At 50.7% G+C, this 12,422-nt stretch carries 12 protein-coding genes; 9 read left to right on the plus strand and 3 right to left on the minus strand.

The genetic code is table 11. The features are described 5' to 3' along the window. Positions 1–141 precede the first annotated feature (141 nt). On the minus strand, positions 142–678 hold the full coding sequence (locus CWO84_RS01750) for a transcriptional repressor (protein ID WP_101051595.1): 537 nt from the start codon (positions 676–678) through the stop codon (positions 142–144). Between the two features lie 173 nt (positions 679–851). Here CWO84_RS01750 and CWO84_RS01755 point away from each other — a divergent pair, with 173 nt between their 5' ends. Further along, entirely contained in the window at positions 852–2,087 is a 1,236-nt protein-coding gene (locus CWO84_RS01755) for a diguanylate cyclase (protein ID WP_240617934.1), read from the plus strand. Positions 2,088–2,134: 47 nt separating this feature from the next. Here the strand turns inward: CWO84_RS01755 and ppdK are convergent, their stop codons facing one another. Beyond that, the gene (gene ppdK / locus CWO84_RS01760) at positions 2,135–4,873 is read right to left on the minus strand and encodes a pyruvate, phosphate dikinase (protein WP_033157411.1); all 2,739 of its coding nucleotides are present in this window, start codon (positions 4,871–4,873) and stop codon (positions 2,135–2,137) included. Positions 4,874–5,016: 143 nt separating this feature from the next. On the opposite strand from ppdK, the gene CWO84_RS01765 reads away from it, so the two are divergent. Continuing rightward, entirely contained in the window at positions 5,017–6,198 is a 1,182-nt protein-coding gene (locus CWO84_RS01765) for an NAD(P)/FAD-dependent oxidoreductase (protein ID WP_165786252.1), read from the plus strand. A 14-nt stretch (positions 6,199–6,212) separates the two neighbouring features. On the opposite strand, the gene CWO84_RS01770 is transcribed toward CWO84_RS01765, so the two are convergent. Further along, positions 6,213–6,758: a flavodoxin gene (locus tag CWO84_RS01770; protein ID WP_033157412.1), complete on the minus strand. Its 546-nt coding sequence runs from the start codon at positions 6,756–6,758 to the stop codon at positions 6,213–6,215. 428 nt (positions 6,759–7,186) lie between these two features. On the opposite strand from CWO84_RS01770, the gene CWO84_RS01775 reads away from it, so the two are divergent. Genes CWO84_RS01775 through CWO84_RS01805 form a run of 7 tightly spaced genes read left to right on the plus strand, consistent with a single transcriptional unit; the run spans position 7,187 to position 12,302 of the window. Beyond that, positions 7,187–8,494, plus strand: coding sequence for a citrate synthase (locus CWO84_RS01775; protein ID WP_033157413.1), 1,308 nt, complete (start codon positions 7,187–7,189; stop codon positions 8,492–8,494). 3 nt (positions 8,495–8,497) lie between these two features. Beyond that, positions 8,498–8,689 (plus strand): succinate dehydrogenase assembly factor 4, encoded by a 192-nt coding sequence (locus tag CWO84_RS01780; RefSeq protein ID WP_033157414.1) that lies wholly within the window; start codon positions 8,498–8,500, stop codon positions 8,687–8,689. 38 nt (positions 8,690–8,727) lie between these two features. Beyond that, positions 8,728–9,099 carry a succinate dehydrogenase, cytochrome b556 subunit gene (gene sdhC / locus CWO84_RS01785; RefSeq protein ID WP_033157415.1) on the plus strand — a complete coding sequence of 124 codons (372 nt, stop codon included), beginning with the start codon at positions 8,728–8,730 and terminating at the stop codon, positions 9,097–9,099. 13 nt (positions 9,100–9,112) lie between these two features. Continuing rightward, complete coding sequence (gene sdhD / locus CWO84_RS01790) at positions 9,113–9,493, plus strand: succinate dehydrogenase, hydrophobic membrane anchor protein (protein ID WP_033157416.1); 381 nt, start codon at positions 9,113–9,115, stop codon at positions 9,491–9,493. Positions 9,494–9,496: 3 nt separating this feature from the next. After that, positions 9,497–11,281 (plus strand): succinate dehydrogenase flavoprotein subunit, encoded by a 1,785-nt coding sequence (sdhA, locus tag CWO84_RS01795; RefSeq protein WP_101051598.1) that lies wholly within the window; start codon positions 9,497–9,499, stop codon positions 11,279–11,281. Next, positions 11,281–12,063 (plus strand): succinate dehydrogenase iron-sulfur subunit, encoded by a 783-nt coding sequence (locus CWO84_RS01800; protein ID WP_033157418.1) that lies wholly within the window; start codon positions 11,281–11,283, stop codon positions 12,061–12,063. The genes sdhA and CWO84_RS01800 overlap by 1 nt, the downstream gene beginning before the upstream one ends. Continuing rightward, complete coding sequence (locus CWO84_RS01805; RefSeq protein WP_033157419.1) at positions 12,060–12,302, plus strand: succinate dehydrogenase assembly factor 2; 243 nt, start codon at positions 12,060–12,062, stop codon at positions 12,300–12,302. The genes CWO84_RS01800 and CWO84_RS01805 overlap by 4 nt, the downstream gene beginning before the upstream one ends. Positions 12,303–12,422 lie beyond the last annotated feature (120 nt).

A 12,422-nucleotide genomic window follows, 5' to 3' on the forward strand; every position in this document is an offset into this window, starting at 1 on the left:
AAAAAAGGCGGGAGAGAGAACTCGCCCGCCGAAGCATCTATCTTTCAAGAGGATCATGTCAACGGTAGGAAATCGCGTGACATGGGCTTAATATAAAGTTTTCTAAGGAACAAGCGTTGATCTAGGTCAATGTTTGGCGGGTTATTGAATAGCCTGTTCTTCAGCCGTGTTGGTGGCGGGGTGGCAGGTTTTACACAAGCCGTGAATTTCAATGGTTTTACGCTGCGGTACGAAGCCGGCATCGCCAAGTTCTTTGGATAATGCGCTGAGTACCGAAGGCGCGGCGCGCTCCTGAACCGTATGGCAGGCGGTGCAGATTAACAGTAGTTGATCGTGTTGAGTGCCGGAGCAGTGGCAGCCGACGAACGCATTTAAACTCTCCACCCGATGAATCAGGCCTTGTTCCAACAGAAAATCCAAGGCCCGGTAGACTGTCGAGGGTTTTGCGGCGTCGTTTACCGGCCTGATTTGATCCAGCAAGTCGTAGGCTTTAACGGCCTTATGACTGTTCCAGATCAGCTCCAAAATCTTATGGCGGATGGGGGTCAGTTGTACGCCGCGCGTTAAGCAAAGTTGTTCGGCTACACTTATCGCCCTGTGGATGCATACGTTATGGTCATGCTCTGGTGCCGGGAAAGTTGCGTGGTCGGTCATTTTGCAAAGGGTGATTGGGTTCATTCATTTTGTGGATGCGGTAAGTTATAGTGCCAGCATAAACAACCCATTTCAAATCGAATTACCAAATAAATTTTGTGTGTTTTTAATGCGCGCGGTTAAGCGCCATAGTGTGGTTGTTTGGCGGTTTCTCGGCGGACTTTTGCGAGCGGCTATAAGTAATTTTGAGGCAATAAATGAGAAGGATTACATTCCTGGTTTATGCAGTGCTATGGATTTTGTTGATTAGCCTGAACCTTTACCAGCAAGTCACGGATACCAAACAGTACGCGCAAAAAATTGCCACGCGCCAAGCCGAGATGTTTTTCGATCATATCGTCTTGATCAGAAAATGGAATGCGTTGCACGGCGGCGTTTACGTGCCTATCACCGAGAGTACTCAGCCCAATCCTTACCTGGAAGTTCCTCATCGCGATGTAGAGACCACCGATGGCAAGCACCTGACTTTAATTAATCCAGCTTATATGACTCGGCAGCTCTCGGAAATGGGTGACGAATCGGATATTGCCTTTCATATTACCGGTTTTAATCCGATTCGCCCGGAAAATCGGCCGGACCAATGGGAAGCAGAGGCATTGTTGGCGTTCCAGCAAGGTCAAAAAAGTGTGAGCAGTATCGGCACTATCAACGGGCAATCTTTTTATCGTTACATGGCGCCGCTGCATGTCGATCAAAGTTGTCTGGTTTGCCATCAGCGGCAAGGCTATAAAGAGGGCGAAATTCGCGGCGGTATTAGTGTCAGTATTCCCAGTGCCAGTATCGATGCTTTTGTGAGCGAGCGTCTGGAGCATTTGACAATCACCCATGCAATTGTGGCAGTTATCGGTTTGATCGTATTGCTGTTGTCTTATTTGGCGCAAGCCAGACTAAGCCAGCGCCTGGATAAAGCCAAAAGCCGTATGCAACTGGTGTATCTGGATTCGTTGACCTTGCTACCCAATCGCCGTTACTACGATGCCTTTGTAAAAAGGGAATGGAAGCGCGCCTTGCGGCATAAATATCCTATCTCGATGATCATGATAGACATCGATTTCTTCAAGCTATACAACGACAATCTCGGACATATCGAGGGCGATCATTGTTTGCGGCAAGTGGCTAAAACCTTGAAGCGTTTCTTTAGAAGGCCGGGCGATTTGATTGCACGTTACGGTGGCGAAGAGTTTTGCGTGGTCGCGGCTTGTGATGCCGAACAAATCATGGTGTTGGCCGAAATTCTGCGTAAAGCCGTGGAGAATATGCGTCTGCCGCATCCGGCTTCCAAAATTTCCGAATTTGTGACTATCAGTCTTGGTGTTGCCAGTATCGTTCCGAGTGACGACCTATCTTTCGAAAGCCTGCTGCACGCGGCGGATCAGGCGCTATACGATGCCAAGGCCACCGGTAGAAACCGGGTTGGCAAACGCCGGGTTTGAAACGATGGCAAGGGCCGGTGTTTGACCGGCCCTTGCCATGTGTCTAGTTACGAATGTTTTTCCAATAGTTTGGCATGAGCCGCTGCCAAGCGAGCCACGGGAATGCGCGGCGCGGAACACGATACATAGTTCAAGCCTAAGTCGTGAACGAATTTAATCGAACGCGGATGGCCGCCGTGTTCGCCGCAAATGCCTATTTTCAAATCCGGGCGCTGCTGACGACCCAGTTCCACGGCCATTTTCATCAGTTTGCCCAAGCCCTCAATATCCAGTGTTTCGAAGGGGTTGTCTTCCAGCAGGCCTGATTCTTCGTACAGCGGTAAGAATTTGTTCTCGGCATCCTCGCGGGAGAATGAAAAAGTGGCTTGGGTTAAATCGTTGGTGCCGAATGAAAAGAAAGCAGCTGTCGCGGCCAGACGGTCGGCACGGGTACATGCCCGCACCGTTTCAATCATTGTGCCGAACTTGAAGTTGAGCTTGAGCTTGTATTGCGCTTCCACTTCGGCTTGAATCTCGTCGACATAGGTTTTCACGGTTTTCAATTCCTGTGCGGTGATCACCTGCGGCACCATGATTTCCGGTTCGACCGGAATCCGTTGTTTCACACACAATGCCGCCGCTTCCAGAATTGAGCGGATCTGCATTTTGTAGATTTCCGGATAGCTCATGCCCAGCCTGACGCCGCGATGACCCAGCATTGGGTTGACTTCGTACAGCTCCAGCACTTTATCCAGCATCATCTGTTTTTTACTGATCGCTTCCAAAATCACGTCTTCGTTCAGCATATTGAACGGTGCCGGCATTTCCGCCGGGTGCGCCAGCGTATCCAGCGTGACACGTTGGCCTTTGACGATGGTCAGGTAGTGTTTCAGCGCATCCAGCTCATCAATCAATTGGTGCTCATTGGGCAAAAACTCGTGCATGGGTGGATCCAGCAAACGCACGGTAACCGGGTGCGGCGACATGGCTTCGAACAACTGTTGGAAGTCATCGCGTTGAATCGGGAACAGTTTGGCTAAAGCCGCCTCGCGTTCTTCGGTGTTGTGCGCCAGAATCATATCTACCACTAAGGGTAAACGGTCGGCGGCGTTAAACATGCGTTCGGTACGGCACAAACCGACACCTTTGGCGCCGTAGCTGACCGCCAGTCTCGCGGTTTCCGGCGTGTCGACATTGGCATGCACACGCAAGCGGGCTATGCTGTCGGCCCAGCCCAGCAAGGTTTTTAATTCCTCAGAGAATGAGGGCGGAATGGTTGGGATCCGGCCCAAATAGATATTACCGTTGCTGCCGTCTATGGTAATCAGGTCGCCTTCCTTGATATGGATGTCGCCGACGATAGCCAAGCGGGCGCGGACATCGACTTTGATGTCTTCAGCCCCAGCCACGCAGGCTTTACCCATGCCGCGCGCCACCACCGCAGCGTGCGAGGTTTTGCCGCCGCGGCTGGTCAAGACGCCTTGCGCGGCGAAGAAACCGTGGATGTCTTCCGGCTTGGTTTCTTCGCGTAGCAAAATCAAATCTTGGCCGGTTTTACCCAGTCGAACGGCGGTGTCCGCGTCGAATACGCAATGGCCGCACGCGGCGCCGGGCGAAGCCGGCAGGCCTTGGGCAATGGCTTTAACTTCGTGATTGGGAGCTAATTGCGGATGCAGCAATTGTTCCAGCATGTCGGGATTGATCCGTAGCAGCGCTTGTTCTTTGCTGATCAAGCCCTCCGCCACCATATCGATGGAGGTTTTCACCATCGCGGTCGCGTTCATTTTGCCGTTTCGGGTTTGCAAACAATACAGAATGCCGCGCTCTATGGTGTACTCGTAATCTTGCACTTCGTGATAATGTGCTTCCAGTTTATTGCGCAATTCCACAAGTTGCCGATATTGCTCGGGCATTTCCTTCGCCATTTCATGGACCGGTTTGGGGGTACGAATGCCGGCGACCACGTCTTCGCCTTGGGCGTTGACCAGGTATTCGCCGTACATCTCGTTGACACCTGTGCCGGGATTACGAGTGAAACCGACGCCGGTGGCGCAGTCGTCGCCCATATTGCCGAATACCATGGTGACGATATTGACGGCGGTGCCGTTGGCAATGTCCGGTGTGATGTGAAACTCGCGGCGGTAATCGACGGCACGTTTTCCCAGCCAGGAGTTAAATACCGCACGAATGGCAATTTCCAGTTGCTGGTAAACGTCTTCCGGAAACGGCCGGCCGGTTTCTTCATGCACCACAGTCAGGAATAGTTCGCTGATTTCCTGGAGTTGGTCGGCTGTCAACGCCACATCGGCTTTGATGCCGGCCGCACGCTTGACGTTGTTGAAATGCACGTCGAATTTTTCGTCGTCGATACCCAGCGCCACCTTGCCGAATAATTGGATGAAGCGGCGATAGGCATCGTAAGCAAAGCGCGGGTCGTCGGTCATTTCGATCAAGCCGGCCAGGGTTTGCTTGTTCAAACCTAAATTCAGAATGGTGTCCATCATGCCCGGCATCGAGATGGCCGAGCCGGAACGTACCGAAACCAGTAGCGGGTCGTTGGCGCCGCCAAACGATTTACCGCTCAGTTGCTCGATTTCGGCGATTTGCTGACGAACTTCATCCATCAGATCGACGGGTAACTGTTTGTTTTCCAGGTAAGTCAGACAGGTTTGGGTGGTGATGACAAAGCCCGGCGGTACGTTAAAGCCCATTTGCGTCATTTCGCACAGGTTTGCGCCTTTGCCGCCCAGTAATGCCTTGTTTTTGCCGTCGCCCGTATTGAATGAATAGCTGTATTTTGGAGTCATTATGGCCTTGTCGAAGTGTTGAAGTTAAATGATGGCTGCGGGAAACGCCTTGAGTAGCTTGTCGGCGTCTCGTGATGCCGGGTATTGCGGTTAGAATACCCCACTTTTTACCTATTTTTTTGAGTCATTACAAGTTACGCGCCATGGATAAATTTGATGTCATTATCGTCGGAGCCGGCGCGTCCGGCTTAATGTGCGCTATCGAAGCCGCCAAGCGCGGCCGGCGGGTGAAGGTAGTGGAACATGCCAACAAGCCGGGCAAAAAGATTCTGATGTCCGGTGGTGGCCGTTGCAATTTCACTAACTACAGCATAGCCCCGGAAAATTACATTTCCAATAACCCGCATTTTTGCAAGTCGGCGCTTAGCCGCTTCACGCAATGGGATTTTTTGAGCTTTATACAGCGCCACCAAATACCGTTTCACGAACGCCTGCACGGGCAATTGTTTTGCGATAACAGCGCCAAGGATATTCTGGATGCGCTGTTAAAAGAATGCGGGCAAGCTGGCGCGACGCTGGCGTTAAATTGTCGGGTGGAGCGATTGGAGAAACGCGACGACGGCGATTTTTTACTGCACACCAGTAGCGGTGCGATGTCTGCATCAGCCTTGGTCATTGCCAGCGGCGGCTTATCGATACCGAAAATGGGCGCCACGCCGTTTGGTTATAAAGTCGCGGAACAATTCGGCATCAAAGTTTGGCCGACCCGAGCCGGTTTGGTGCCGTTAACGCTGCAACCAGGCGATTCAGAGCGCTTTACTCCGCTGACCGGTATCGCCGTGCCTTGCCGGATAAGCAATCAACAGCAGTCGTTTAAAGAAAATATTTTATTCACCCATCGCGGTTTAAGCGGGCCGGCCATCCTGCAAATATCCTCGTATTGGCATCCCGGCGAAGCGCTGCATGTAGACTTATTGCCGGATATGGATCTGGCGGAGACATTGAAAGAAAAGCGGCGGCAAGGCAGCAAATTAAAAATCCAAAATTTACTGGCCGACTACTTACCCAAACGTTTGTTGCAAGCTCTATTGGACGAGCGGCAGTTGGATATAACCGTTGCCAATTGCGCGGACAAAGATCTGAACGTGATCGCGGAAAATCTGCACCACTGGACGATCAAGCCGAATGCTACCGAAGGCTATCGTACCGCCGAGGTAACCGTCGGTGGCGTAGACTGCGACGCGATTTCCTCGAAAACCATGCAGAGCTTGCAAGTGCCGGGGTTGTATTTTGTTGGGGAAGTGTTGGACGTCACCGGGTGGCTGGGCGGGTATAACTTTCAGTGGGCTTGGTCTTCGGGGTGGTGTGCCGGGCAATATGTTTGAGGGTAGCAGTACAATCAATTCAGCTTTTCCAACAATGCCGGTTTTACCTGCTCAAGCCAATCCAGAATCCGGGTTTTGGTAAGCTCGGGTTGGTTGTGGTGATCCAGCACCAGGCCGACAAATTTGCCATCGACTACAGAACTGGAGTGGGTAAAGTGATAGCCATCCGTGCTCCAGGCGCCGGTCACCTCGGCACCATAAGACCGAACGTGGTGATACAAATGAATTAATGAGCTGGCAAAGCGCGCGTAGTATTTTTGTTGGTTACCCAAACCAAACAGGGCAACCCGCTTTCCGGATAAATCCGCCTCATCCAGGCGGAATAAAAACTCTTCCCAGTTGCCTTCTTCGCTGCCGGTGGTTCTGCCGGGTATTTCGCCGACGCCGTAACTGGGCATTCCCAAAATCAAGGCTTTGTAACCAAGCAGTTCCGTTACTGTTGCTTGATTAACATTCACCGGTTCGCTGGCAATTTCGTCGCCCAAAACTCGGTACATGACCTGCGCCATCATCGCTATCATACCTTTCTCGGTGCCGTAGAAAATTCCAATCTTGTTCATTGTTAAATCTCCATCGAATTGTCTACAAGCAGCAAAGCAAAATTTAAACCATCAGTAATCTTGGGTTCTGAGTTCTCGCTAAGTGGGTAACTTCAACGCTTTGCGGTAGACTGCCCAGTGGAAAGGGGCGAAACAGTGACTAACGTATTTGGTTATCTTTGTAACAATGAAACAGACACTCTGTCCGTTGCTTACAAAATCTGACAGAAATGTTGCTGTGTTTGGCTGATGCATAACGCTTTTTCTGAATTAGACGGTTTTTTATCAACCAGCCGAACAATGGCTTGAACCTTTCTGGGTATAGGCGGTAATCGTTAATGGCTTAATCTTGAGATGGTTCATGGCACAAGCGGTTGGCCTAATCACATTCGCTGTGTGATAATCGAATTCAACTGCTAAGCTTCTGCTAACAGAAAACTGAGGAAACCATGTCAAACGATACTTTACTGGTCAGGCACAACGCCACCGGAAAAGAAGTTGAATATCCGTTGTTGAAGGGGTCTTTGGGTGCAGATACTGTCGATATTCGCTCTTTAAACAAAGATCTTGGGTGTTTTACTTACGATCCGGGCTTTATTGCCACGGCTGCTTGCAAAAGCAAAATTACATACATTGATGGTGATAACGGGATTTTGTTGTATCGCGGTTATCCTATCGAACAATTAGCGGAAAACTGCGAATTTACTGAAGTTGCCTATTTGCTGATGAACGGCGAACTGCCCAATGCGGAGCAGTTGCGCGACTTTAATGAAGAAGTCAGCGACAGAGCCATCATCCACGAAGCTTTGCGCAAATTCTTTGATGGTTTCCATTACGATGCCCACCCTATGGCGATGCTGGTGGGGGTGGTGGGGTCCTTGTCGGCGTTTTATCACAGCGATTTGAACATTAAAGATCCTGCCAGCCGCATGATCTGTGCGACCCGGCTGATAGGCAAGATGCCCACCATTGCCGCAGCGTCATACCGGCATTCCATCGGTCGACCCTTCGTATACCCCCGCATGGATCTGAGTTATTGCGAGAACTTCCTGAATATGATGTTCTCTCGTTCCTCGCAAAACTATATCGATCAAGAACATTACATCGATCCCAATCTGGTCCAAGCGCTGAATCTGTTGTTTATTTTGCATGCCGACCACGAGCAAAATGCCAGTACCTCGACGGTGCGCATGGCGGGCAGTACCGGCGCCAATCCTTATGCCTGCGTGGCAGCCGGCATCGCGGCGTTGTGGGGACCGGCTCACGGCGGCGCCAACGAAGCGGTTTTGAATATGTTGGCGCAAATCGGTAGCGTCGAAAACGTCCCCAAATATATCGCCAAAGCCAAGGATCACGACGACCCGTTCCGTTTAATGGGCTTTGGGCACCGGGTTTATAAAAACTTCGATCCGCGCGCTACCATCATCCGCAAAACCTGCTACGAGGTGTTGAGCAGAACCAACACCAACGATCCTCTGTTTGAACTGGCCTTGGCCTTGGAAGAATATGCGTTGAAAGACGAGTATTTCATCGAGAAAAAACTCTACCCCAATGTCGATTTCTATTCCGGCATTATCTATAAAGCCCTGCACATCCCCGTCGAAATGTTCACTGTGATGTTTGCGATAGCCCGAACCGCCGGCTGGATTTCACATTGGCTGGAGATGATGGAAGAGCCGGCGACGCCTATCAGCAGGCCGAGACAGTTATACGTCGGGCCGCCGCGCCGCGACTATACCGCTGTGAATAATCGCTAAATTATGCAGAAAATCGACATGAAGTCAGCACAAACCAATACGCAAGAACCGCCTGAGAACGCCAAGACAGAACCCGATAAGACGCCGTCTGCGGAGCAAGATCCCGCCATTCCGACAGAAATTAATGGCCCGAAAGGTCCGGAGCCTACTCGTTTTGGCGATTGGGAACGCAAAGGCCGTTGCGTCGATTTCTAACAAAAAATTATTTTTCAACTTTAAATACAGGGTAAATCATGTCAGCAAACAGACCACTTTCACCCCATCTGCAAGTTTATCGATTGCCCTTAACCGGCTTGGTGTCAATCACCCACCGCATGACCGGGGTGTTCCTTTCCATAGGCCTGGTGCTATTTGTCTATGTGCTGTTCGCCATTGCCGCCGGCGAAGGTGCGTATGGTGCCATGCAGGCCTTTATGTCCTACTGGTTGTTTAAACTGGTGTATTGGGGCTTTATTTATGCGTTATTTTTTCATTTGGTGCACGGTATTCGCCATTTGATTTGGGATTTTTGCAAAACCTTCGAACGCATGACACTGGACAAATATGCAGTTTACGAACTGATTGCTTCGGCGTCGTTGACATTGATTACCTTTGTGGTTTCTTAAAGGAGGGCTGGTTATGGATTACAAAGCAATATTGGAAAAAGCCGCCGATTTTTTCTCGGTACATAGCGGCTCGGGCCATTTCTGGTATCAGCGCGTCACGGCCGTGGCTTTGGTGCCCCTGTCGATCTGGCTGCTGGTGTTATTAAACAAAGCGTTGAACGCACCGTATGCGGATACCGTGGATTGGTTGTCTTCACCATTCAACACCCTGGCGATTATCGCCTGGACCGTGGCAGTGGTTTATCACGCCGCGTTGGGTGTGCAGGTCGTGATCGAAGATTATGTGTCGACTATTCCGGTAAGAAACTTGGCAATACGTGCCACCAATCTGATTTTTTTAGTTTTGGGTGTCGCGGCATTGCTCGCGATTATCATCATCTTTTTCGCAAGGTAACTCATGGCCTCAGCATATAACATCATCGAACACCAACATGACGTTGTGGTGGTTGGCGCCGGCGGGGCCGGTTTGCGGGCTACTTTTGGTATGGTGGAAAAAGGTCTGAAAACCGCCTGTATCAGTAAAGTGTTTCCTACCCGCAGTCACACCGTCGCTGCACAGGGTGGTATCAGCGCCGCGCTCGGCAATATGGGTGAGGATGACTGGCGTTTTCACATGTATGACACCGTAAAAGGTTCGGATTGGCTGGGCGATCAAGATGCGATCGAGTACATGTGCCGGGAAGCGATTCCTGCCATCATCGAGTTGGAACACTACGGCGTGCCGTTTTCCAGAACCGCAGAAGGTAAAATTTACCAGCGGGCTTTTGGTGGTATGTCTACGCATTACGGTAAAGGCCAAGCGCAAAGAACCTGCGCAGCAGCCGACGTAACCGGTCATGCCATTTTGCATACCCTTTACCAACAGGCTTTAAAACACAAAGCTGAATTCTTCGTCGAGTACATCGCGTTGGATTTGATCATGGAAGAGGGCGAGTGCCGCGGCGTCCTGGCCTGGTGCCTGGATGACGGTTCCATTCACCTGTTTCGCGGCCATCAAACGGTAATGGCAACCGGTGGCTACGGTCGTACCTTTCTATCGTGCACATCGGCGCACACGGTTACCGGCGACGGCAATGGCATGATCTTGAGAGCGGGTTTGCCTTTACAAGATATGGAGTTTGTGCAATTCCATCCAACAGGTATCTACGGTTCCGGCTGTTTGATGACCGAAGGCGCGCGCGGCGAGGGTGGTTATTTGACCAACTCCGAAGGCGAACACTTCATGGCTCGTTACGCCCCGCATGCCAAAGACTTGGCGTCTCGCGACGTAGTGAGCCGGGCGATTACGGTCGAGATTAACGAAGGACGCGGCATCGGTCCAAAGAAAGACCACGTACATTTGCATTTGGAGCATCTCGACCCGGCCATCATCCATGAGCGTTTGCCCGGCATCACCGAAACCGCCCGAATTTTTGCCGGTGTCGATGCGACGAAACAACCGATTCCGGTTTTACCGACCGTGCATTACAACATGGGCGGTATTCCGACCAATTACAAGGCCGAAGTGGTCACACTGAAAGACGGTAATCCCGATTATGTGGTTCCTGGCTTGATGGCGATCGGTGAAACCGCCTGTGTTTCGGTACATGGCGCCAATCGTTTAGGCTCTAACTCTTTATTGGATTTAGTGGTATTCGGTCGCGCGGCGGCGATTCGTTGCACTGAGCTGATCAAGCCCGGCATGCCGCATAAGCAGTTGGCAAAAGACGCCACGGATCAAGCATTATCGCGTTTCGATAAAATCCGCCATGCCAACGGTAGCCGTAAAACGGCGGAAATCCGCATGGATATGCAAACGACCATGCAGTCTAAGGCGGCGGTATTCAGAACTGAGGCCACGCTAAACCAGGGTATCAAGGCCATAGGCGAGATTGCTGCATCGTTTGATGATGTCAAAGTGGGTGATAAATCGCTGATTTGGAATACCGATCTGGTGGAAACCCTGGAGCTGGATAATTTGCTCGGCCAGGCTCAGGTTACTATTACTGCCGCCGGTAATCGTCAAGAAAGTCGCGGTGGCCATGCGCGTGAGGATTTCCCGAAACGCGATGACAAGAATTGGATGAAGCACACTCTGACCTGGCGGGAAGGCAATAAAGTCAAAATCTACTACCGCCCCGTCCACCTGTATACGCTTACCGACGAAGTCGAAGTCGTTGCGCCTAAAGAGAGGGTTTACTAATGGTTGAATTTACACTACCCAAAAACTCGGTGATTAAAAAGGGTAAAACCTATAAAGCCGAGGGCGCTACCAACGTCCGCCATTTTGAAGTTTATCGCTGGGATCCGGATTCTGGGGAAAATCCGCGCATCGACACCTATGAGATCGATACGGACCAATGCGGACCGATGGTGCTGGATGCGATTCTGAAAATTAAAAATGAAATCGACAGCAGTCTGACCTTTCGTCGCTCCTGCCGTGAGGGTGTTTGCGGCTCGTGCGCGATGAACATCAACGGTAAGAATACGCTGGCCTGTACCAAAGCGATTAGTGACTATAAAGGTACCGTGAAAATATTCCCGTTGCCGCATATGTCGGTGGTCAAAGATTTGGTCGCAGATATGACGCATTTCTTCGAACAATATACGTCGATAAAACCCTGGTTAACTGCTGAATCAGAAGCGCCTGCCGAAACCGAACGCCTGCAAAGCAGGGAAGATCGCGCCAAGCTCGATGGTCTCTACGAATGCGTGCTTTGCGCATGTTGTTCAACCAGTTGCCCAAGTTATTGGTGGAATAGCGATAAATATCTCGGCCCGGCAATCCTGTTGCAAGCCTATCGTTGGTTAGCCGATAGCCGCGATGAAAACGATAAAGAACGTTTGGACGAACTCGATGAGTCGTTTAAATTGTATCGCTGCCACACCATTATGAATTGCACGGATACTTGTCCAAAAGGACTTAACCCCGCCAAGGCGATTGCGGAAATCAAGAAGCTCTTGGTGGAACGCGACCATCTGTGAGCGAAAACATCAATAAGCTGCGCTGGCGTTGCCGGCGCGGTACCCTTGAGCTGGATTTGATGCTTGTCAGGTACTTAGAACATCGTTACCTCTTCGCCGACACTACGGAACAGCAAACGTTTTTGCAAATGTTGGAACTTGAAGACACTGAACTGATGCGATACTTGATGGGTGAACAATTGCCGAGCGAAGATAATATGAAAAGCTTGGTCTTGGTAATCAGAACTTTGCCGGTTTAAGTTTTGCTAAAATCTGGCTGCATAAGCGATGCTTCCCTCCATACAAAATGATCTAACGTATTAAAAAACTTCAAATAAACTCTCCTTTACGTATCTTGCGGCAGATAAAGTCCCAAGATT

Source organism: Methylomonas sp. Kb3, assembly GCF_002834115.1.
GTDB lineage: Bacteria > Pseudomonadota > Gammaproteobacteria > Methylococcales > Methylomonadaceae > Methylomonas > Methylomonas defluvii.

Coding starts and splice junctions, on each gene's coding strand:
- CWO84_RS01750 (WP_101051595.1), bottom strand. CDS start 678: ATGAACCCAATCACCCTTTGCAAAATGACCGACCACGCAACTTTCCCG.
- CWO84_RS01800 (WP_033157418.1), top strand. CDS start 11,281: ATGGTTGAATTTACACTACCCAAAAACTCGGTGATTAAAAAGGGTAAA.
- ppdK (WP_033157411.1), bottom strand. CDS start 4,873: ATGACTCCAAAATACAGCTATTCATTCAATACGGGCGACGGCAAAAAC.
- sdhC (WP_033157415.1), top strand. CDS start 8,728: ATGTCAGCAAACAGACCACTTTCACCCCATCTGCAAGTTTATCGATTG.
- CWO84_RS01780 (WP_033157414.1), top strand. CDS start 8,498: ATGCAGAAAATCGACATGAAGTCAGCACAAACCAATACGCAAGAACCG.
- sdhA (WP_101051598.1), top strand. CDS start 9,497: ATGGCCTCAGCATATAACATCATCGAACACCAACATGACGTTGTGGTG.
- CWO84_RS01755 (WP_240617934.1), top strand. CDS start 852: ATGAGAAGGATTACATTCCTGGTTTATGCAGTGCTATGGATTTTGTTG.
- CWO84_RS01765 (WP_165786252.1), top strand. CDS start 5,017: ATGGATAAATTTGATGTCATTATCGTCGGAGCCGGCGCGTCCGGCTTA.
- CWO84_RS01775 (WP_033157413.1), top strand. CDS start 7,187: ATGTCAAACGATACTTTACTGGTCAGGCACAACGCCACCGGAAAAGAA.
- sdhD (WP_033157416.1), top strand. CDS start 9,113: ATGGATTACAAAGCAATATTGGAAAAAGCCGCCGATTTTTTCTCGGTA.
- CWO84_RS01770 (WP_033157412.1), bottom strand. CDS start 6,758: ATGAACAAGATTGGAATTTTCTACGGCACCGAGAAAGGTATGATAGCG.